This is a genomic window from Lysinibacillus sp. NPDC096418 (genome assembly GCF_044762775.1).
GTDB lineage: Bacteria > Bacillota > Bacilli > Bacillales_A > Planococcaceae > Lysinibacillus.
The window spans coordinates 57194-78988 of sequence record NZ_JBIWEY010000018.1 but is presented as its reverse complement, the minus strand read 5'-3'; the positions used below and the strand labels follow the sequence as shown (position 1 = coordinate 78988).

Here is a 21795-nt window from a genome sequence, read left to right as displayed (position 1 = left end):
AGCTTCTAATGGTTATGTTTTTGGTTATCTTTGCTATAGGCATTACTTTCCCAATCATCATGATTAACACTAAAAATATTTCAGAAGTGAATCTTGTAGCCATTAATGAAGTAGTAAAAATCGTCGAAAAAAATTGGGGACAAATTAATAAAGAAACACTTAACAGCACTGGCTTTAAACAACCATTTTCGATTATAGATAACTTAGAAAACGTAATTTATCAAACATCTGGTACTAAGTTTAACAATATATACGATGCCATCAAAAATAGAGATTCGATTGTAGATGTGATGCAAAATGATGAGGTTGTAGGGAAGATTATTATCCATAATAACGAACGAGAAATAGTGCGAAAAATGAAAAAGGAACTGGTTACATCCTTCTGTTTAATAGTTGGTCTATTAATGATTGTTAGTATTATTTATTTTTACTATATTTACAGAACGTTATTGAAACCTTTTCAGCAGCTTGAACATTTCGCGGCGAATGTTGCTAGAGGTAATTTAGATATTCCTTTAAATATGGATAGGAATAATTATTTTGGCGCATTCACGGAAAGTTTTGATTTATTACGTGAAGAACTCTATGCTGCTCGTCAAAGAGAGTATGAATCCAATCGAAGCAAGAAAGAGCTTGTAGCCACAATAAGTCATGATATTAAGACACCCATTGCTTCTATAAAAGCGGTAAGTGAATTAATGCAGATGCAAATAAAAGATGAAAAGGTCATTAAGCACGTAAATACGATTAATTCTAAAGCAGAGCAAATTAACTTACTTGTTACGGATATGTTTCACGCAACTTTAGAAGAACTACAGCAGTTAAAATTATCAGTAACTGAGGAATCAAGTGAAGTACTCGTTGAAATGATTGAAAATGTCAATTATGATCATCAAATCGACTATGACCCAATTCCACCTTGTATAATTTTAACTGATCCCGTCCGCATGCAGCAGGTAATAGATAATGTTGTTAGTAATTCATATAAGTATGCAGGAACAAATATCTCGATTAAGTCTCAAATTCATCAGGGATATCTTGAGCTACATATTCAAGATTTTGGACAGGGAATTAGCGAAGAGGAATTGCCTCTATTGTTCAATAAATATTATCGAGGTAAAAATGTTGAGGGTAAGAATGGTTCAGGCCTGGGTCTTTATATATCGATGTACTTTATGGAAAATATGCACGGCCAAATTAACTGTTACAACCGAGAGGATGGTTTTACGGTTGTCTTGAAAATAAAGCTTTCTTCTTAATTAAGGAATAATTAAGAATTACACAAAGATTTAATAAGAATTCATTTTGTATGATAAGACTGTAATCTACATTACGGTCTTTTTTATTTGAGTTGAAAATACAAACATGAATTTACTAAAAGGAGAGAAAAATGAGAAATACAATTATTAAAACGGAGAAACTATGTAAAACCTTTTCAAGTGGGGGAATTCAGCAGCATGTTTTGAAAAATTTAGATATCAGTTTATATGAAGGGGATTTTACGATCATAATGGGTAGTTCAGGATCTGGGAAATCCACTTTACTTTACGCAATGAGTGGTATGGATAAAGCAACATTAGGTGAAATCGATTTTTCTGGAAAGAGTTTATCTTCATTAAACAACGATCAACTAGCGATATTTAGAAGAAATAACTGTGGCTTTGTATTTCAACAAATATATTTACTAGATAATATGAGCGTACTCGATAATGTACTTGCAAGTGGTCTTTTAGTAAATAAGAATAAGCGTGAACTCGTAAAAAAAGCGAAAGAATTATTAAATCAAGTAGGAATCAATGAAAATGCATGGTCTAAATTTCCAACGCAACTTTCTGGTGGGGAGGCGCAAAGAGTTGGGATTGTTCGTGCATTGATTAACAATCCGAGAATACTTTTTGCCGATGAACCAACCGGTGCATTAAACTCTGCTTCTAGTGATAGCGTGTTAGATGTTTTAACAAATGTAAATCAAAATGGGCAAAGTCTTGTCATGGTCACTCATGATATGAAAACCGCATTACGTGGAAATCGAATTTTATATTTGCGAGATGGTGTTATTTGTGGTGATTTACAGTTAGGTGGATACAGTGAAGAAAATAATCTCGAACGGCAGGAGAAGCTCAAACATTTCCTAGCAGAAATGGGGTGGTAAGGTGAAAATCATGAACCTAGCCAAGGCGAATATTAGAAAAAGTAAATATGCAACGGTTTCTTTATTTATATTTATTTTGGTCGCTGCTCTACTTTTAAACATAGGCCTAATGGTTATTACTCAAATAAATGTATTTTTTGATAGTAAAGCGGAGCAATTAAAAGATCCTCACACAATAATTATGATGGATGATGCAAGCTATAGTTCAAATTATAATGAATTCATCAATAACTATTCTGGGGTGACAGAGACAGAAACAGAAGAGGTTATCATCATGAACACTGCCAAATTTAATTTTGGCAATAGTGAATTAACTAGTAGTCCCATTATTTTTAATGCAGATGACCCTCGTAATATTGGGGCGTTGAAGTTGGTTGAAAAACTTAATACCCCAAGTGTCAATGATATTTTTGTTCCTTATATTTTTAAAACAAATGGTGGATATGAGTTAGATGATGACTTTACTTTTCACTATCAAAAAAATGACTATAACTATCGCATTGCAGGGTTCTTCGAAACAACAATGATGGCCACAACCAACTTTGGAGTTATGAAATTCATGCTACCAGCTGCCCCATATCAATCATTAGCAGATGAACTTGAACTAGACAATTTATCAAAAGGTTTGACTATATCTGCATTGTTGGAAGACAAAACACAATCTTCAAAGTTACTTAATGATTTTAATAAGGAGTTTCCTCAAACTGCAGTAGGTGAAACAACCTCATATATTTGGGGAATAAACATTGAAGTGACGAAAAGCGTGAGCATGTTGACTATTAACATCATCGCAATAATATTAGTAGCTTTTGCCGCTATTATCGTGCTTGTTTCACTAATTGTCATTATGTACCGTGTATCAAATAGCATTGAAGACGGGATGACGAATATAGGAGTACTAAAAGCAATTGGTTATACAAGTAAGCAAATTTTTTCGTCAATTATTTTACAGTTTGTTTTAATTGCTTTCATTGCTAGTGTGGTAGGGGTTGCATTGTCATATTGCCTTATGCCTTTCATAGGAAACATTATTGCCTCTTTATCTGGATTAATATGGCATCAGAAATTCGATGTGATGATTAATTTAGTTAGTATTTTCATTATTGCTCTTTGTGTTGTAATAGTTACATTAATTTCTGCCTTCCGTGTGAAAAAAATTCAACCTATTATGGCACTTCGTGGAGGTATTCAAACGCACAGTTTTAGAAAAAATCATTATCCATTAGAAAGTACAAGAGGTGGGCTTCATTTTTTACTTGCTATAAAATCCATGCTGTCAAATGTAAAACAGAACTTCATGATACTTTTAATTATTATCGCCTTAACATTCGCATCAGTTTTTTCAGTGGTTCTTTATTACAATATTGCAACAGACAAAACCGCATTTGTTAACTTATTTGGCGCAGAACCGGCGAATGTGATGATATCTGTTAAGCCAGATGCAGATACAAGAGAACTTTTAGATCAAATTAAACAAATGGACCAAGTAAAGAAGGTAAACATTTTCGATCTTATTACAACAAAAATTGATGATCAAACCGTATATACGAATGTTACGGATCATTATAATCAGTTAGAAAATAATGTTGTCTACGAAGGTCGTCAGCCAAAATATGATAATGAAATATCCATCTCCTGGGTTATATCAAATCAAATTAATAAAGGAATTGGAGATACAGTTGAAGTAGAATATGGGACTGAAACAGGTAGTTTTTTAGTAACGGGCCTCAGTCAATCAATTGGTAATTTAGGACAAATAGCCGCATTAACGATGGATGGAATACAGCAATTACATTCAGAGTATAAAGGCAAGACACTTTTTGTATATCTAGATGGTATATCAAACAAAAATTTTATCAAAAACGTCCAGGAACAATACGGAGATTATATAACAGAAACGATAGACATAGATGAAAATATAGAGAGCCAGACAGGTCTGTATACAGCTGCTGTGTTTGCAGTCATGGTGATGGTTTTGACAATTACCGTTCTAGTTGTTGTAATGATTCTGTATCTGGTCATCAAAACGATGATTATAAAGCGTAAAAAAGAGTTCGGTGTAATGAAAGCAATAGGCTATTCAACAATTCAACTGATGCATCAAATTTCCATCAGCTTTGTACCAGTGATGATATTAGGAGTGGCCATTGGCGGTGTACTAGGGTATTTTTACACAAATCCTATGCTGTCCGTATTACTTTCAAGTGCAGGGGTTAAACGTTTGGATTTCATCGTTCATTTACCGATTATTTTCATGCTGTGTGTAGGCATTCTTACTTTAGCCTACATCGTCTCCTTATTTGTATCATTCAAAATTAAGAAAATTTCTGTGTATGGTTTAATGACAGAATAATGGGAATAAGAAAATCATGCATAGTTCTAGTATTAAAAATTGGATTGATTTCACTCTACCAAGGAACGATCCTATTCAATTTTCTTATAGACCCACCCATATCTCATGTGTTGCCACATACATTCAACATACCTTGCTAGCGTCGAATGAAAGAAGGGAATTTTAAAATCAAAAAAATGAAGCGAAGCATTACTGTACAAAAATGAAAATACAGAGAGCTATCCCAAAATCAGCGAGAAGTGATTTTAGGGATAGCTCTCTGTATTTATATAAAGTAATAATGAGTAAATTCACTTCAAATATCTAACACGAGAAAAACCAATAGCCATTATCATGCGCCTGTAATCGTCCCTAGGCCTTAGTCCAGCACTTGACTCCTGATCAGAGCGTTTGTTTCGCATCCCCGAGCGAATCGCTGCTGAACCGAGCGTTCTCTGCGCTTAGCCGAGCGAAACGTGGCAGACCTGAGCGACCTCTGCGCTTAGCCGAGCGAATCGCGGCTGACCCGAGCGTTCCCTTCGCTTAGCCGAGCGAATCGCGGCAGACCAGAGCGTTTTCTGCGCTTAGCCGAGCGAATCGCAGCAGACCCGAGCGTTCCCTTCGCATCCCCGAGCGAATACGCGGCAGATCCGAGCGTTCCCTTTGCTTACCCGAACGAATTGCTGAAGTATTGATTGAATCATAATACAGATACGAACTGTAAAGGTATTCATTTTAATCAAAAGAGCAGATTCTGTCTATATATTTTGCTTTGTGGTAATTACTAGAATGGCCTTGCTCAATTAAAGTAAAGAATCTAGAGTAAAACAGAACTTAATAATATACCTACGACAACTGCAGAGATTGTTGAAATTACACCAGGTAGCATAAAGCTATGGTTTAGAATATATTTTCCGATGCGGGTTGTACCGGAACGGTCAAAGTTAATGGCTGCAACGACTGTCGGATAGTTTGGAATGAAGAAGTAACCATTAACAGCAGGGAACATAGCAATTAACAATGCTGGACTAATCCCAAGTGTTACACCAAGAGGCATTAGTGTTCGAACTGTTGCTGCTTGGCTGTATAGCAAAATAGAAAGGATAAATAATGCAATCGCAAATAACCATGGTGCTGAAGTAACTAGACCAGAAATTGAACTATTTATAAGTTCAGCATTACCATTGAAGAATGTGTCACCCATCCAAGCGATACCGAAAATAGCGACAACTGCTGAAGCTCCAGCTTTAAACACACTACCAGAGACAATTTCGTCAACATTTGCTTTACAGAAAATAATGATTAAAGCAGCAATAGTCAGCATAACGATTTCAATGGTAACAGGCATAGACATATGTGTAAATACACCGTCAATATCCCAACCTGGACGTAATTTTTCAAATGAACCTAGCGCAACAATTAAAATTGCGGCAAGTAAGAATAATACAACAGAAAGTTTTGAAGCACCCGTTGGACTAAATGCTTTTTTATCTTTTTTAATAGGTGCTAAGCCTTCTTCTAATCGTTTTAAATATATTGGATCTTCAGGAAGCTCTTTTCCTTTTCTACTAACAACAAAAGCAGCAATCATACAGCCGATAAAAGTAGAAGGAATAGAAATCATTAAAATATCTAATAAAGTAATTTGGAAATCAGCTAATAAAGCTAATAAGGCTACAGTCGCTGCTGATATTGGACTTGCTGTAATTGCTTGCTGTGATGCGATTACTGCGATTGACATAGGTCTTTCAGGACGAATACCCGATTCACGGGATACTTCAGCAATAACTGGTAAAACGGAGTATGCAACGTGTCCAGTTCCTGCACAAAAGGTAAATACATACGTAACAATTGGAGCAATGAATGTAATCCATTTAGGATTTTTTCTTAGTGCTTTCTCCGCGATGTGAACGAGATATTCCATACCTCCAGCGGCTTGAAGAGCACCAGCGGCCGTAATTACCGATAAAATCATCAGCATAACATCAATAGGTGCGGATGTAGGTTCTAGACCGAATATAAATACAAAGATTGCTAATCCAACACCACCCATTACGCCGAGACCAAGACCACCGATCCTAGCACCTATAAAGATGCAGATTAACAAAATCGAAAATTGTATCCAAAACATATTAGTTCCCTCCCAAATTAAAAATGGTCATTTTTAGTACGATAATTTTCTTTTGTTGAACGATTTAGAAATATACATCTTATAAGTATTAGGCATGATAAAGCACTTTTGTTTTTCATGAATAATAGGAAAGATTTTTTTCGTAAATCAAATTTAACATTACGCAAAATACGACATAAAACTACAAAAAACGACGCAGTTTATTTGCAAAGACAAAAAAATGTCAAAAATATATGATTTTAAATCTTTTTACCTTAAATAAAGGGAGGAAATTATTAAAAACGTTAATGTGTTCAATTGTTAGAGTAAGATTTAGCTGTTAGACATTAATTTACCAATTACATTTGGCACATAGCTTTTTTAGTTTGGGTAAAAGTGCTTAAACCTATTCCAGGGAGGGATTAAGCAAGGGAATTTATTGTTTATATCACAAGTCAACACGCTTGATGTATAAACGACACCTCAATTGTTCGATAAAGGTCTAAGAGTCGGATGTTTTTTATCGGGGAATTTACATGAAAAGACAAATTATTAGCAAGTAGTTAACAATTGGAGAAGGACAGAGAATTCCGAATAGGGTTGATTAAATTGGTTCACTAAAAAGATGGTATAATGTATGGACTTATTGCATTTCAAATTTAAAAAGAAACTGTAGCTAAGTAAATGAGGTGATTACTAATGCACAAAAGAAGAATCATTTTTCATATTGACCTTAATTGTTTTTATGCCTCAGTTGAACAAGTCTATGATCCTACTTTAAAAGGAAAACCAGTGGCAATTGCGGGGAATCCAAAAGAACGTAGAGGTATTATTGTTACTTGTAATTACGAGGCAAGGGCAAAAGGTGTATATACAACTATGAATGTCGGGGAAGCAAGGCGGAAATGCCCGGAGCTAATTTTGTTACCTCCTAATTTTGATCGCTATAGGGCTGCATCGAAGTCCTTTTTTAATTTGCTAAAAGAATATAGCGAAATCCTTCAACCAGTTTCAATCGATGAAGGGTATTTGCAACTTCCAATCATCGAAGGGCAAGATGTTTTGCAACTCGTGCAAAATTTACAAAATAGAATCTGGACCGAGCTCCAATTGCCTTGTTCAATCGGTGTCGCGCCGAATAAATTTTTGGCGAAGATGGCCAGTGATATGAAAAAGCCAATGGGAATTACAGTACTGCGTAAGCGTGATGTACCAGTAGTGCTGTGGCCGCTGAATGTCATTGAGATGCATGGAATTGGTAAAAGCACGGCAGAGAAGCTGAAGAAGTTAGGTATTCAGACAATTGGCGAACTTGCAGTAGCTGATGAATATGTATTAAAACAAAACTTTGGCATCAATGGCCCCCGTATGAAGCAAAAGGCCAATGGGATAGATGATAGGGCGGTTGATCCAGATGCCATTTACGATACGAAAAGTGTGGGGAATTCAACAACGCTTTCATATGATGTAACGGACAGGGATGAATTATATGAAATCATCACTTCGCTCTCTGAAAAGGTGGCTGACCGGCTGAAGGCAAAGAAACTTGCTGGTGTCACTGTCAGTATTATGATTCGTACAGCAGATTGGGAGACCTATACGCGCAGTAAGTCGGTGAGTAACGCGATACATTCTAAAGAAGATATTGTAGAGCTGGCGTGGAATCTATTTAATAAACATTGGAACGAAGAACCTGTTCGCTTACTTGGTGTCACTGTATCGAATGTTAGTGATATTAAAGAAACGACACAGCAACTAACATTCTTCAACTTTGAAGATTATGTGAAAGAAGAGCCAATCATTAAACTTGTCGATCAAATCGAGCAAAAGTTTGGGAAAGGTGCGATTCTACGCGGTTCAGATATTGCTAAACCAACAGGAAAATACCATGCAAATACGAGTTTTAGTAAAGACTTTTGGGATGAACATAAATAATATGTTTGTCCTTTTTTTGTTTAAAGCAAAGTATGTTTCGGCCCGTCAATCGTAAGGGCACTAATATCTGTCTTGTCAAGTTATTCTAGCTGATGAACGAAATGGTAATCTAGACGGTGAGACCGCGGAAGGTATTGAGAAGGTCCTAAAAAATGGTGCACATCAGCAAGAGAAATGTGTGATTGTCGTGACATATAGTTAGAAATTAGCGGATAAGGCAGATGTGATACTGCCATTGAAAAATCAGAAGCTATTGAATAATAAGTAGGAATGAAAAATAATGCTACAAAACTGGTAGATAATAAATTCTCAAAACTATGAATATTCTATCTATTTACAATAATATATTTATATTAGTGTTATTTAATAGTTATAGTTTAAAACATATGATTTTTGAGGGGGAGAGAAATGAGATTGATTAAAAAGATGTCATATCTATTAATTTCTGTATTAATGCTAACCTTGTTAGCGGCATGTGGTGGAAATGATACAAAAAGTAAAGCTGGAGAGAGTTCAGGGGGAGCAGGTGAAACTGTTTCAGCAAAAATTGGGGTTATCTCGTATTTAACTGGACCTGGAGCGGCGTATGGAGAAGCAATCACAAATGGGTTTAATTTGGCATTAGAAGAAGTGAATGCAAAAGGTGAAGTGAAAATCGAACTTGTTGTTGAAGATTCAGCTGGAAAGCAAGATCAAGCTTTAACTGTTGCACAAAAGCTAATGAGTTCGGATGACATTGTGGGGCTACTAGGACCAACTTTAAGTACAGAAATGAATGTTGTAGCACCTGAGGCTGACTTAAATGGAATTCCAATTATGGGTACTTCGACGACAGCTGCTGGAATTCCACAAATAGGGGAATACGTTTTTAGAAATTCGATTCCTGAATCTTTAGCTATTCCAGCTGCTTTAGAAAAAGCAGTTGATAAATACGGAGTGAAAAAGGTTGCAATTTTGTATGGTAATGACGATCTGTTTACTAAATCAGGATTTGACACGATGAAAGAAGTAGCAGAAGAAATGGAACTTGAAATAGTAACAATCGAAACTTTCCAAAAAGGTCAGTCTGACTATAATGCACAACTGACAAAAATTAAAGATTTAAAACCAGATTTAATTTTAGCTTCTGCTCTTTATAATGAGGGCGCTGTGATTATGGATCAAGCTAGAAAAATGGGGATTGAAGTACCTTTCGTAGGTGGAAATGGGTTTAACTCTCCAGAAGTTATTGATATTGCTGGTAAAGCATCTGAAGGATTAATTGTAGCTACACCGTGGTTTGGAGAGAAACCAGATCAAAAGGTTCAAGACTTTGTTAAAAAATACGAAGAAAAATATGGTGCAAAACCAGATCAATTTGCAGCACAAGCTTATGACGCACTATATATCATGGCAGAGGGCTTAAAAAATGCTGGAGAAGCTGATAGAGATGCACTTAGAGATGCTCTAGCAGAGATAAAAGATTTAGATGGAATTCTTGGGAAGTTTTCTTTCGATAAAGATGGAGATGTTGTGATGGAACCAACAGTACTGATCATCAAGGATGGGAAGTTCCAATTATTTGAGTAAAATTAGTAAGGTATAACGCTTGGATAAAGTGGCAAAGGTATTTTCTTTTGCCACTTTATAATTAATGTCTGATAGAAGTGGGAGATGGAAAGGGTGAGGAACATTGCTATTAGAGCAACTAATTAATGGAATAACATTAGGAAGCATATATGCCATTGTCGCCCTTGGATTCACTCTTGTTTTTGGTGTACTTGGGATCATTAATATGGCACATGGTGAGATTTTTATGTTTGGTGCTTTTATTGGTGTATTGGTTACGAGTGTATTAGGATTGCCACTTTGGGTAGCATTTATTGCGGCAGTTGGAGTTACTGCTATCCTAGGTTATTTGTTAGAGCGAATTGCGTTGCGTCCACTACGAGGAAAACAAGGAGTTTCACATCTTGCTCCTTTAATAAGTACGATTGGGATATCCATTTTCCTTGAAAATCTTTCCCATCATTTGTTTGGAGCTGGAAATCAGCCTTTTCGTAATGCATTTGCTGAAATCCAATTTCAAATAGGTTCTATTACTATTTACCTCGTCCAAATTGTCATATTTGTTATATCAGTCGCATTAATGATGGCTCTTTCTTACTGGCTTTCAAAAACAAAAGCTGGAAAAGCGTTACGAGCTACTGCAGAAAATATAGAAACGGCAAGCATTCTTGGTGTAAATACCAAAAGAACAATAACGACAACAGTAATTATTGCTTCTGCAATGGGGGGAATTGCTGGGATTTTAGTCGGGATGGCATTTAACTCAGTTAATCCACAAATGGGATTATCAATGGGACTTAAAGGATTAGCCATTATCATTTTAGGTGGTATGGGGAATGTAAAAGGAGCGATGGCTGGGGGGTTACTTCTAGGTATAGCAGAGACATTGATGGTTGCCTATGGGGATTCAGGATATCGAGACGCAGTAGCCTTTATTATAATCATATTCATCCTTTTATTAAGACCTCAGGGGATATTCGGTAAAAAGACAGCTGAGGCAGGAAGGTGATGTGACTTTATGGTAGGTGAAATATTAAATCCATACTATTTACAAGTAGCTTCCTTTGTTATGATCAATATTATTCTGGGAATTAGCATATATATAACTCTTTCCTCAGGGCAATTATCTTTGGGTAATGCCGGATTTATGGGTATAGGGGCATATACTTCAGCATTATTAACGATTCATTTGGATGTGCCGATTGTAGTTGGTATTATCGCTGGAGCATTAGTTGCTGGTACTTTTGGAGTGTTAATCGGTATTCCTGCCCTCAGACTTCAAGGAGTCTATTTGGCAATTGCAACACTAGGCTTTGGCGAAGTAATTCGAGTGATTTTTCTGAACTGGGAATCTGTTACCCTAGGTGCAGTTGGACTTTCGGGCATTCCCCATTTAGGTAGAGAGCTATTTAAAAGCCTATCTGGTATGGGGTTTGATCCTGATATGATTGGATTAAAGAATAACCAGGTGATTTACTTGCTTGTTCTTATTCTTTTGTTGTTAATTAATATCTTTCTAGTATGGTTTTTTATTAGACAAAATAAATCCCGTGTTGGACGCGCATTCGCTGCTATAAAAATGGATGAAAAAGCAGCCGAATCCATGGGGATAAATATTACTTATTATAAAGTATTGTCCTTTACGCAAGGGGCTATTTTGGCAGGCTTTGCTGGAGCTATATATGCTCATGTAATGGCATATATTAGTCCGGCTGATTTTGCTTACCATCGCGCAATAGAAATATTAATTTTTTCAGTGTTTGGTGGTAGTGAAGTGATTTGGGGAGCTATATTCGGGGCAACTTTTATGACGATATTACCTGAAGCTTTACGATTTATCAGTGAATATCGTTATATGATTTATGGAGTGATTCTTGTAATAATGATGGCATTCCGTCCTCAAGGTATTATTGATTCCTCCATTTTGCAATGGCTTAAAAAGAATATGAAATTAAAAAGGGGGTCCGACCATGGTACTAGAATTAAAAAACATCACTAAAAACTTTGGCGGTATCTCTGCATTAACTGATGTATCTTTCAAAATCAATGAAGGCGAAATTTTTGGTCTCATTGGGCCTAATGGAGCAGGGAAAACGACGATGTTTAATGTCATCACGAACATGTTCCCGTTAACTTCTGGGCAAATTAGCTTTCTTGGAGAAGACATATCAGGGATAAAACCGCACAAAATTACGGATAAAGGGATTTGTCGTACTTATCAAAACATACGACTTTTCTCGCAAATGACAGTACTAGAAAATGTTTTGGTTGGTGGACATTGCCGAAGTAGCTCCGGTGTTTTTCGCAGTGTTTTTCGTACAAAGTCCCAGCGTATCGAAGAAGAAGATATGTATGAAACAGCAAAAGAGCTACTAGAGTTGGTAGGTTTAGCTCAATTCGAGGACGTTGTCGCTGAAAATTTAGCATATGGTCAGCAAAGAAGACTCGAAATTGCTAGAGCATTATCTAGTAAACCAAAGTTATTATTATTAGATGAGCCGGCAGCGGGAATGAATGAAACCGAAACAGAAGACCTGTTTGATTTAATAAAACAAGTACAAAAAAGAGGCATAACGATACTGTTAATAGAACATGATATGCCCTTTGTTATGAAGCTTTGTGATAGAATTACCGTATTAAATTTTGGAAAGAAACTTGCTGAAGGAACACCTGAAGAGATTCAGAATAACCAAGATGTTATTGAAGCATACCTCGGATCAGAGGAGGACGATCAAATTGCTTAAAATAACGGGTATTGAAACTTTTTATGGGAAGATCCAAGCTTTAAAAGGCGTCAGTCTTAAAGTAGAACAAGGTCAGGTTGTCACAATTCTTGGCGCAAATGGAGCAGGGAAAACAACTACGATGAAATCGATTTCGGGGTTATTAAAGCCGAAAAATGGAACTGTGGAGTTTTTAGGAGAAGATATTACAGGGATGAGACCTGATCAACTTCTTCGAAAAGGCATCGCACTTGTTCCTGAAGGTCGAGCTATATTATCTAGCATGACAGTAATGGAAAACCTTGAAATGGGAGCCTACCATCGAAACGATAAAGAAATAAAAAAAGACATTGAAGAGGTAATGGGGCAATTTCCTATTTTAAAGGAAAGAAGAGAACAGCTTGCAGGGACCCTTTCAGGTGGACAGCAACAAATGTTGGCTATTGCCAGAGCACTACTTTCAAAGCCAAAACTATTGTTACTAGACGAGCCTTCTATGGGATTGGCTCCTCTAATAGTAGCTGACATTTTCAAAATGATTAGAGAAATTAAAAACGCAGGGACTACAGTCCTTCTAGTAGAACAAAATGCAAGACAGGCTTTAAAAGTTGCGGATTATGGGTATGTAATGGAAACCGGAAAAGTAATTATCAGCGGAGAAGCAAAGACTCTTTTAGAAGATGCAAGAGTCGTTGAAGCTTATCTTGGTAAAAAATCTACGTCTGTTGAGCCAAAAGAACAAGTTAGGTATTGATAAAGCATATATCATTTTACATTGCGAGGTATTCAACGATTGAATCGTCTTGAATACCTCGCTCTTTCGTTTGAGAGGGATCCTTTTTTTCTTAAAAGACAAGAAAGTATTTAAATATTAATGCCATGAACAGCTTGATTTCCGCTGCAGTCGGAAGCTTTCAAGGGAGGGAGCATGAAGACGTTGCCTCAGGAAGTGGTGTCCTTAGTCTTCCCTTATTAACTTCCTGTTTTAATGGTAATGGGGAAAATAGGTAAATAAATGCTAAGTTTCCTCGTTTTTAAAAAGAATCTTCATTCTTAGGTGACTGTTTGTTATTTAGAAAAAATTTAAGTGTAAAAGTACTAAATTTTTGAGAGGAGAATTAACGGCGAGAGGAATGCGAACTAAATTTCTAATTCAGTGGGTGTTTAAACCTCTGCTGAATAAAGTTAAAGCCTCCAAAGGATTTGCAAAAAAGGGGGATTAGTCCTAGACAATTTTTTAGAAGGATCTTTTCACCTTATTCTTTGCTTTCTCATCCATTGCGTTGCAACCCACTTTTCACCAGTTATAACGGGTGCTCCACCATGTAAAGTTAACTCGTTTAAATTTTCGTCGTTATAGAAATACTCGAAATAAACTGCCATACCCTTTTGTGGCGTTACTGAAAAATTTAGTTTAGGGAAAAAAGTTTCTCCACCTTGTTCTACATTATTTAAGTACATAACGAGTGTACTAATTCTATTATTATTTGCTATTTTACTTGTTGATGAGAAGAAATCATAATGAGCCTTGTACTCTTGATCAGGAGTATACTGAAGGATTTGAATACCTTCTCCGTGTTCAATAGGGATATTCATAATAGATGAGATTCTTTTTTCAACTCTTGCAATTAATTCATTTTCACTTTCTTCAAAAAACATACTACTACTTGTTCTCTGATCATTTACTTCGCGTGTAGCCCCAATTTTTGAACGTTGTAGTTTATTCTTTGACAAATTGATTAGTTCATCACATTCTTCGTTACTTAGAACATTTCCTAAAATCACGATCAATGGTTCTTCTAATCTAGTGATTATGTCAATCTCTCTATCTGTTATTATCTTATTTCCTCCGTGATTAAATATAGTTTGCTCCTTATTCTCCGTTATCAACTTCATAAATCACCTTATCCTTTTTTTTGGAATAAATTCCACTTTATTTTATCACACTATTTTTACATATCTAAATTTTCGGGATATTAAGCTTTTATACTTTTGCTGATAGTATGTAAATTTTAAAAAGGTACCTTTCACTTTTCACGCAGGAGTCGGATAGCTCACCGCTACAATCTATAGAATTAGATCTATATTTAAGGTGAATTTTTATAAAAAGTCTAATAAAGAAGAACCAAACTTTAAACTTGTAGATAAAATCGAGCGGTAGTTTGGAAAAGGTGTAAATTTTCGTGGTACAGCAATAGAGAAGACAGCAGGGGAGAATTATGCAATACAAGTAATAGTAAAGACATTAGGGATGAAAAAAATAATATGTTTCCTGCAACAATGAAGCTGTTCAGTAGTAAAGAAAAATGAGAGCACATATTTATGTATATTATGTGCTCTTATTTTATTTGGTTGTTTTCTCAAAGCTTGTTACAACACAGAATGTAGGGTTTATTATTCCATGCTTGCTGTTTTGGAACAAAATGTTTTGTTACTTTGGAAATGTGATATTTTGTATTAGTAAATCTAACGAGGGAAAATAGCTTAGCTCTTTAATAAACCATTAAATAATAGTCCTATTTAATGGTTAGTTCCTTAATTGTTATTTTCAGTCGCCTCGCAGCTATGATTATGCTAGATCTAATCGTTTGCATTTCATTTAAACTAGAAAGCTTTAGTTGAAGTTCTACTCCTCCTCTAAAATCACTCATCTTCTCTACTTCTATACTAAATACTTCAATTAGCTTATTTATAAAAGAAGTTATTTTATCGTTATTTCTTTTCCCGACATACAATAAAATGTTAATCCGGTATTTTCTAACAGAAAGTAAATGCTGATTCAATGCCCAAATGTAATTATTTTTTTCAGCGTCATAATAGCTTGGATCTCCGAATTTTTTCGCTTGCCCACAATGTTGGCAAATTGCTATGTAACGAGTATGACGGCAACCGATACCCGGTTGTTCAACATTCACATACACTTCATAAGGTATAAACACATCCTGTGAACAAAACTGGCAAATAACGGGCTCATCAAAAATCGTAATACGACTTTTTTTGCGGCGTAAAGGTTCATCCATACCACTCATTCTTTCATCACTTCCGTATATTCAATAATGGATACATGTTTTTGTAACGTGTGGTCAAATCGATTTTTTTCTTGAAACAACTGGTTATCCCCACATGAAGTACAGCTAAATGATTGCAATGTGAGCTGCTCCGTCACTTCTTCGCCTAATGGTGATAAATCCATATAGACTTCACGATGCCCAAATAGATTATTCTGACAAAATGGACAAATAAGCTGTTTATCACGGACTTTTATCTCATAAATTCCTCTTCTTCTAACCATTCTTTCACCCCTAATTAAATCTACTTTCTTTTGTTATATATTAGAAAAATATACTATATCTTCTATTATAGAGGGTGTTCAAAAAAATAAAATACTTGATTTGAACTTATTTTTAGTAAAAGACAAATTATTTAATATATGGATGTTCTTTATTGTATTAGACATATATAATCAGATTATTTTAAGAATAACGACTATAAGGAAAAGGGTTGAATTTCGTCTTGAAAACGAATATTATATTTCCTGTTGTGAAAAATGTTCGTGTTTAAGAAAGGCGGTATTAAGATGTTTCGTTTGAAGGAACATGGTACAAATGTAAAAACTGAACTTCTTGCGGGAATGACTACATTCCTCACTATGGTATATATTGTTGTTGTAAACCCGATTATTTTATCGGATGCAGGGGTACCACTTGACCAAGTATTTATGGCAACGATTATTTCGGCTGTTATCGGTACATTATGGATGGCGCTTTGTGCTAATTATCCAATCGCAGTTGCTCCTGGTATGGGGTTGAATGCATACTTCACATATGCAGTTGTGTTAGCTTCTGATGGGAAAATTGATTATTTAACAGCATTTGCTGCTGTTTTCGTGGCAGGGATTATTTTCATTATTTTATCTTTAACGCCATTACGTGAAAAACTAATCACGGCAATTCCAGAAAATTTAAAGTATGCTATTACTGCAGGTATTGGTTTATTTATCGCGTTCCTAGGCTTACGTATGGCTAATATAATTGTTGCAAGTGATAGTAATTTAGTAGCGCTAGGTGATTTAACATCTCCTGGTGTACTTTTAACCTTATTTGGTTTAGGTATCACGGTTATTTTAATGGTACGCAATATTCATGGTGCCTTATTTATTGGTATGGTGGTTACTGGAATAGTAGCTGTGTTTACAAATCAGTTACGTATTGATAAGGTGTTAGCTCTTCCTCATTTACCAGAAGGTATTTTAGTTTGGAATCCAATTGAAGCAATTAGCCAGGTTATTTCTTATGGCTTATATGGAGTGGTATTCTCATTCATTTTAGTTACACTCTTTGATACGACAGGTACAATGGTTGGTGTCGCTAAGCAAGCCGGTTTAATGAAGGGCGATCAATTGCCTCGTGCCCGTAAAGCATTATTGGCCGATTCGGTGGCCACAACTGCGGGTTCTATGTTCGGTACAAGTCCAACTACTGCATTTATTGAATCATCAGCTGGTGTAGCTGCTGGTGGTCGTACAGGTCTAACGAGTTTAACAGTTGCTGTATTATTCATTGTTGCTTCTTTCTTCGGACCTTTAGTAGGTGCTGTATCTGGTGTAGCGGCGATTACTTCACCAACGTTAATTATCGTGGGTACATTGATGATTGCTTCTGTAAAAGAAATTGAGTGGAACAAATTTGATGAAGCGTTTCCTGCATTCTTAATTATTTTGATTATGCCGCTTACTTCAAGCATTGCGACGGGTATTGCTTTCGGATTTATCACTTACCCTATTTTAAAAATAGTGAAAGGTGAAGCGAAAAAAGTACATCCAATGCTATATGTTTTCGCTATCCTATTTGCATTCCAATTAATGTTCTTACCTCACTAATTAGAAAAAGCTCATTGCATTTTATATGCAGTGAGCTTTTTCTAATTGCTTAACATGTTCTAAATTATATAGTGAAACGAAGATAAAGTAGCGCTAGTTATAAATCAAGCACCATAAAGACTTAATAGTTGATGAGTCAGTTCAAGTCAGTCAAAAAAACGCCACAGACGAAAGTTCCAATATAAGGTATGATTGATGAATTAGTAGGATTTACTATATAAAATACATGAATCTCCAAAAAAACAGTTGATGAAAATAAAAGGATATATTTTTTTGAGATTCGTTTATTACCAAGGAAATAGCAGTTGTGTAGATCAATCAATTTTATCCATCTCAAATAATAGAAAAGGTTGATTTCCACTAAAATTTATAAAATTGGTATTATTTATACGGTGAATAATTAGAGGACATCTGAGGAATTGGGCTAAAATTATGCAATATTTCCTAATCAACACACTTGTAAAAATAGAATTTATTAATGGGCTTGAGGTTGCAATGGAGATTGGACAAAATTATTACGATAAACTTGATTTTTGCTATATTTCATAGGGATTGTTTTTGTCTAGATACATACAACATGTCTGATATGTGGAAGAGAAGCATGTACAAGAAATTGCCCAGGAAATAAAAATCTGAATATTTCGTTAATGTTGCATGCTATGCTCAATTGATAATTAAAACAATGAGTTTTCAGTTGAAAAGACGTCGGATATCAAAAAAAGAGTTAGTAATCTACTAATTCTTAAATTAAAAATAATAGTTCAGAAACATACTTTATTGCTGTAAAGAATATATAAAAATAGAAATCTAAGAACACATTTTAATGGAGGGGTAAACCAAATGAATCAAATAGTAAACGACAAGCTTTCTGAAGCGAGAATTAACCTGCTTCAAGAGATTTCCGAATTAAGTGATGTTCAATTTAATAGTAAGCCTGAGTTAGATACATGGAGTATAGCACAAGTTTGCCATCATTTAGTTTTAGTCGAAGAGGCAACGATAAAAGCAATCGCATGGAGATTAACAGAGAGTAGTAGTATCAAGGGTGAACGGAAAAAAATCGAAAATATTATATTAGATCGATCGAAAAAGTTGAGAGCACCAAAAATCGTTGAGCCAGATGAAAATCCTTTTAAAGTTCAGCAAATAATGGCTTCGTTAAACGATACGAGAGAAAAATTGATGACTTTCCTTAGTACCATTGAAGATAAATCTATATTAGCGGAAAAAACAGTGAAGCATCCTGCTTTGGGTGAAATATTTCTAGACCAATGGATTGAGCAGATCTATTTGCATGAGCAGCGACATATAGAGCAAATAAAAGAAATAAAGCTACTTCTAGAGTAGAGGCAATAAAATTATCGTTATAAACGCATTCTTGTTTAAGTAAGGTAATTAGAATATTAAAATGAAGTATTAATATTGCGAAATATTTTATTTGAAATTCGTTTCTTGAAATAAATGTTGATTAAAATTCTAGCGTCTACTGTTTGTACTGAATTCTATTTATCGGCGGTTTAATAAAAAGAGACAGCGATGCTGTCTCTTTTAGTTTAAGCCAAAACAACTTAAAGAAATTAATCTTTTTACAGCTGTTTTTGGCTATTTTTTCAGAATGTTTTAGTCATGCCTTCTAAAGCCTATCATTTTACGTTGTAGTATTTGTTGTTTATATAAGTTGAAATAGCCAATTGTTGTCACAACTAATGCTCCTATAGCATCAACAATAATATCTTCCATTGTATCCGAAACTGCCTCATGTCCAATTAAAACCGTTCCATCGGCAGTCATAAATTTTTGCATGTTTGTTCCTAACACGTCATCTGCTAGAAATTCGTAAATTTCCCAAACAGTCCCGCATGTGACAGCAAAACAAAATGCAAATAGTGCTACAAAAAAAGGGCTTAATTGGATGTTTAGTCTCTCGGTGTTATTGAAAAATTGAACAATTAAAAAGCCTAACGCTCCTAACATCGCAGCACTAAAGCAATGAAGAATCAAATCCCAAGAGGGTACCTTGTAGTAGAAATTTCGTACCTCACCTAGGAATATAGCACAAAATAAGAAGAGAAAATACATTATTTCCATAATGTCCGGAATATCGATTCGAAAGTGATTTTCAACCTTTGAAGGTAAAAAGATGACGATACATCCCGTCATACATTGCAAAATCATTAGAACATAATCACTTTTTACTCGCTCATATTCATTTTGTGGTGCTCCAGAAGGGGCAATCGATAGCATATAAATGGCATAGAAAATAGACAAAACAAGTAAAATAAGAACAGTCCAAAATATAAAATTCTTTCGTTTATTATACTTTTGAAATTTCATGCTTCTTCCTCTCCGAGTGGTCTCTATCAGATAATCTTTCTCTATTATACTCAAATTTTTCGCTAGTAGCAGTATAATAACCCTCATCCCTTATTGCATTTTGAAAAAAAGACTTGATTCTACGGTTATAGAGCCAAGTCTTTTTTTGTAGTCTCAACAAAGAAATATTCTAAGCCTCTAGACTGATTTAATTTCATTCCTAGGTACCTATTCTTTTGTTATAGAAAGGAATAAATTGTAAGTGGGGGTGAGTTAAAGTATGAAAAGATTCAAGGTTATACCCTATATAAATTTAATCTTGATTTGCTGGATGTGGTTTTTTTCCACCATGTCAGTTTCAGCAAATCAAGATATTGAGAATCAGCTAGACGCCTATATTGAATCGTATTTAGATAAATATGAAGTCCCTGGTGCATCGGTAGCTATTGTTCATAACAATGAAGTTTATTATTCAAACTCATGGGGGGGATCAGAGGAATCGGGGGAACAAGTCACGACCGATACTCCTTTCACAATAGGGTCTATTAGTAAATCATTAACAGGTTTAGCCATTATGAAATTAATTGATGAAAATATTATAAAATTAGATGATCCCGTACAAAAGCATATTCCTTGGTTCAAACTAGAAGATAATCAAGATGAAAAGCAAATAACAATCAAACAATTACTTACTCAAACAAGTGGATTTAGTACGTTTACAGGGTTAAGTATTTCAGACAAGGAATCTAAAGATTTCGATGCAATAAGGAAAAATGTTGAGAGCCTATCAAGTGTTAGCCTTACTGCATTACCTGGAGAAAAACATCAATATAGTAATGCCAATTTTGTAATTCTTGGAGCACTAATTGAAGAAGTTACGAATCAAACTTATACCGAGTACATGGAACAAAATGTGTTTGCCCCTTTAGGAATGAAGAACGCAGCAACAGATTATAAGACAGCTTATGAAAAAGGATATCGAAGCGGGTATCAGTCATGGTTTGGTATACCTCTGAAAAGTTCCATAACGTATGATAACGGGGGAGCCCCTTATGGATACATAGCAGCAAGTGTAGAAGATCTAGTCCAAAACATCAAATTTCTTAGTGGGAAAGATTTCAATAATTTTTTGAGTGAAGAGATGATGAATTTATATTTAACGCCACATGTTCCAACAGGTGAAAACCGATATTATGGCTTAGGAATACGAATATCTAATCCAGACACTCAGGATGAAATGATTTGGCATTCGGGTTCAACACCTGATTCCCACGCAGAGTTGTTTTATATTCCAAAAACGGACTGGGGTGGAGTAATTCTAACAAATAAAAATAATCAGTTAGAAGAAGCTGGCCTATATTACCTCAAAGCTGGCATTATCAATATTTTACACGGTGATGAACCAGTCGACATTCCCAAAAATACACCCACAATCCAATTCATTATCCTTGGGTTCATCTGTTTACTGTTAGGGTTATTCATTTATTTGTTATTAAAGTTGAAGTCGGAAAAAATACGTAAAAAAGGCATATGGGCTATTTTGGGGACATTTTCCTTGATTTTATCAATTGTACTTATTCCGATATTAGTATATTTTGTAGGGTCACCCTGGCATGCGATTCAAGCATTTTCACCTGAGTGCGCCTTACTTACAATCATTACGGTTATCTTATTAGCAGTTAATGGATTTTTGTCGACTAGAATATCATTTAAGAAATTTAAATCTGAATTTCGGTAGTTTAAACAAAAAGATTTTGCTGAGTAACGGTATTTCTCATTCATAATAAATTGCAATCAGATATA

General features: G+C 35.2%; 17 protein-coding genes. 12 read left to right on the top strand and 5 right to left on the bottom strand.

Annotated features, from left to right (window positions below; genetic code table 11):
* Positions 1–8: 8 nt before the first annotated feature.
* From ACIQZG_RS14350 to ACIQZG_RS14340, 3 genes are all read left to right on the top strand, one after another.
* Positions 9–1259 (top strand): HAMP domain-containing sensor histidine kinase, encoded by a 1251-nt coding sequence (locus tag ACIQZG_RS14350; protein ID WP_402756066.1) that lies wholly within the window; start codon positions 9–11, stop codon positions 1257–1259.
* 131 nt (positions 1260–1390) lie between these two features.
* Positions 1391–2152: an ABC transporter ATP-binding protein gene (locus ACIQZG_RS14345; protein ID WP_402756064.1), complete on the top strand. Its 762-nt coding sequence runs from the start codon at positions 1391–1393 to the stop codon at positions 2150–2152.
* 10 nt (positions 2153–2162) lie between these two features.
* Positions 2163–4505, top strand: coding sequence for an ABC transporter permease (locus ACIQZG_RS14340; RefSeq protein ID WP_402756081.1), 2343 nt, complete (start codon positions 2163–2165; stop codon positions 4503–4505).
* A 796-nt stretch (positions 4506–5301) separates the two neighbouring features.
* Here ACIQZG_RS14340 and ACIQZG_RS14335 read toward each other — a convergent pair.
* Positions 5302–6615, bottom strand: coding sequence for an anaerobic C4-dicarboxylate transporter family protein (locus ACIQZG_RS14335; RefSeq protein WP_402756062.1), 1314 nt, complete (start codon positions 6613–6615; stop codon positions 5302–5304).
* A gap of 678 nt (positions 6616–7293) precedes the next feature.
* On the opposite strand from ACIQZG_RS14335, the gene ACIQZG_RS14330 reads away from it, so the two are divergent.
* The 6 genes from ACIQZG_RS14330 to ACIQZG_RS14305 all read left to right on the top strand — a co-directional run bounded on the left by ACIQZG_RS14330 (position 7294) and on the right by ACIQZG_RS14305 (position 13554).
* Positions 7294–8529: a DNA polymerase IV gene (locus ACIQZG_RS14330; protein ID WP_402756060.1), complete on the top strand. Its 1236-nt coding sequence runs from the start codon at positions 7294–7296 to the stop codon at positions 8527–8529.
* A 408-nt stretch (positions 8530–8937) separates the two neighbouring features.
* The gene (locus tag ACIQZG_RS14325) at positions 8938–10098 is read left to right on the top strand and encodes an ABC transporter substrate-binding protein (protein ID WP_402756059.1); all 1161 of its coding nucleotides are present in this window, start codon (positions 8938–8940) and stop codon (positions 10096–10098) included.
* Between the two features lie 103 nt (positions 10099–10201).
* Entirely contained in the window at positions 10202–11086 is an 885-nt protein-coding gene (locus tag ACIQZG_RS14320; RefSeq protein WP_402756058.1) for a branched-chain amino acid ABC transporter permease, read from the top strand.
* 9 nt (positions 11087–11095) lie between these two features.
* Positions 11096–12076, top strand: a complete 981-nt coding sequence (locus tag ACIQZG_RS14315; protein ID WP_402756057.1) for a branched-chain amino acid ABC transporter permease — start codon at positions 11096–11098, stop codon at positions 12074–12076.
* The gene (locus ACIQZG_RS14310) at positions 12048–12821 is read left to right on the top strand and encodes an ABC transporter ATP-binding protein (RefSeq protein ID WP_402756056.1); all 774 of its coding nucleotides are present in this window, start codon (positions 12048–12050) and stop codon (positions 12819–12821) included. The genes ACIQZG_RS14315 and ACIQZG_RS14310 overlap by 29 nt, the downstream gene beginning before the upstream one ends.
* The gene (locus ACIQZG_RS14305; protein WP_402756055.1) at positions 12814–13554 is read left to right on the top strand and encodes an ABC transporter ATP-binding protein; all 741 of its coding nucleotides are present in this window, start codon (positions 12814–12816) and stop codon (positions 13552–13554) included. The genes ACIQZG_RS14310 and ACIQZG_RS14305 overlap by 8 nt, the downstream gene beginning before the upstream one ends.
* Positions 13555–14051: 497 nt before the next feature.
* Here the strand turns inward: ACIQZG_RS14305 and ACIQZG_RS14300 are convergent, their stop codons facing one another.
* The 3 genes from ACIQZG_RS14300 to ACIQZG_RS14290 form a co-directional block, all read right to left on the bottom strand.
* Entirely contained in the window at positions 14052–14696 is a 645-nt protein-coding gene (locus ACIQZG_RS14300) for a 2OG-Fe(II) oxygenase (RefSeq protein ID WP_402756054.1), read from the bottom strand.
* Positions 14697–15316: 620 nt separating this feature from the next.
* Positions 15317–15829 (bottom strand): hypothetical protein, encoded by a 513-nt coding sequence (locus ACIQZG_RS14295; RefSeq protein WP_402756053.1) that lies wholly within the window; start codon positions 15827–15829, stop codon positions 15317–15319.
* Positions 15826–16092 (bottom strand): hypothetical protein, encoded by a 267-nt coding sequence (locus tag ACIQZG_RS14290; protein WP_402756051.1) that lies wholly within the window; start codon positions 16090–16092, stop codon positions 15826–15828. Before ACIQZG_RS14290 ends, ACIQZG_RS14295 begins: the two co-directional genes overlap by 4 nt.
* Before the next feature lie 285 nt (positions 16093–16377).
* On the opposite strand from ACIQZG_RS14290, the gene ACIQZG_RS14285 reads away from it, so the two are divergent.
* On the top strand, positions 16378–17679 hold the full coding sequence (locus ACIQZG_RS14285) for an NCS2 family permease (RefSeq protein ID WP_402756049.1): 1302 nt from the start codon (positions 16378–16380) through the stop codon (positions 17677–17679).
* 840 nt (positions 17680–18519) lie between these two features.
* Entirely contained in the window at positions 18520–19026 is a 507-nt protein-coding gene (locus ACIQZG_RS14280; RefSeq protein WP_402756048.1) for a DinB family protein, read from the top strand.
* A gap of 273 nt (positions 19027–19299) precedes the next feature.
* Here ACIQZG_RS14280 and ACIQZG_RS14275 read toward each other — a convergent pair whose 3' ends face one another.
* A complete protein-coding gene (locus ACIQZG_RS14275; protein ID WP_402756046.1) occupies positions 19300–20013 on the bottom strand; it encodes a DUF2238 domain-containing protein in 714 nt (237 codons plus the stop codon).
* Positions 20014–20272: 259 nt separating this feature from the next.
* Here ACIQZG_RS14275 and ACIQZG_RS14270 point away from each other — a divergent pair, with 259 nt between their 5' ends.
* Positions 20273–21730: a serine hydrolase domain-containing protein gene (locus ACIQZG_RS14270; RefSeq protein WP_402756044.1), complete on the top strand. Its 1458-nt coding sequence runs from the start codon at positions 20273–20275 to the stop codon at positions 21728–21730.
* The last annotated feature ends 65 nt before the right edge of the window (positions 21731–21795 follow it).

What these genes read in the sequence shown, in the direction of transcription:
- ACIQZG_RS14325 (WP_402756059.1), top strand. Translation starts at nt 8,938, where the DNA reads ATGAGATTGATTAAAAAGATGTCATATCTATTAATTTCTGTATTAATG.
- ACIQZG_RS14330 (WP_402756060.1), top strand. Translation starts at nt 7,294, where the DNA reads ATGCACAAAAGAAGAATCATTTTTCATATTGACCTTAATTGTTTTTAT.
- ACIQZG_RS14280 (WP_402756048.1), top strand. Translation starts at nt 18,520, where the DNA reads ATGAATCAAATAGTAAACGACAAGCTTTCTGAAGCGAGAATTAACCTG.
- ACIQZG_RS14340 (WP_402756081.1), top strand. Translation starts at nt 2,163, where the DNA reads ATGAACCTAGCCAAGGCGAATATTAGAAAAAGTAAATATGCAACGGTT.
- ACIQZG_RS14345 (WP_402756064.1), top strand. Translation starts at nt 1,391, where the DNA reads ATGAGAAATACAATTATTAAAACGGAGAAACTATGTAAAACCTTTTCA.
- ACIQZG_RS14285 (WP_402756049.1), top strand. Translation starts at nt 16,378, where the DNA reads ATGTTTCGTTTGAAGGAACATGGTACAAATGTAAAAACTGAACTTCTT.
- ACIQZG_RS14270 (WP_402756044.1), top strand. Translation starts at nt 20,273, where the DNA reads ATGAAAAGATTCAAGGTTATACCCTATATAAATTTAATCTTGATTTGC.
- ACIQZG_RS14315 (WP_402756057.1), top strand. Translation starts at nt 11,096, where the DNA reads ATGGTAGGTGAAATATTAAATCCATACTATTTACAAGTAGCTTCCTTT.
- ACIQZG_RS14300 (WP_402756054.1), bottom strand. Translation starts at nt 14,696, where the DNA reads ATGAAGTTGATAACGGAGAATAAGGAGCAAACTATATTTAATCACGGA.
- ACIQZG_RS14295 (WP_402756053.1), bottom strand. Translation starts at nt 15,829, where the DNA reads ATGAGTGGTATGGATGAACCTTTACGCCGCAAAAAAAGTCGTATTACG.
- ACIQZG_RS14350 (WP_402756066.1), top strand. Translation starts at nt 9, where the DNA reads ATGGTTATGTTTTTGGTTATCTTTGCTATAGGCATTACTTTCCCAATC.
- ACIQZG_RS14310 (WP_402756056.1), top strand. Translation starts at nt 12,048, where the DNA reads ATGGTACTAGAATTAAAAAACATCACTAAAAACTTTGGCGGTATCTCT.
- ACIQZG_RS14275 (WP_402756046.1), bottom strand. Translation starts at nt 20,013, where the DNA reads ATGAAATTTCAAAAGTATAATAAACGAAAGAATTTTATATTTTGGACT.
- ACIQZG_RS14335 (WP_402756062.1), bottom strand. Translation starts at nt 6,615, where the DNA reads ATGTTTTGGATACAATTTTCGATTTTGTTAATCTGCATCTTTATAGGT.
- ACIQZG_RS14290 (WP_402756051.1), bottom strand. Translation starts at nt 16,092, where the DNA reads ATGGTTAGAAGAAGAGGAATTTATGAGATAAAAGTCCGTGATAAACAG.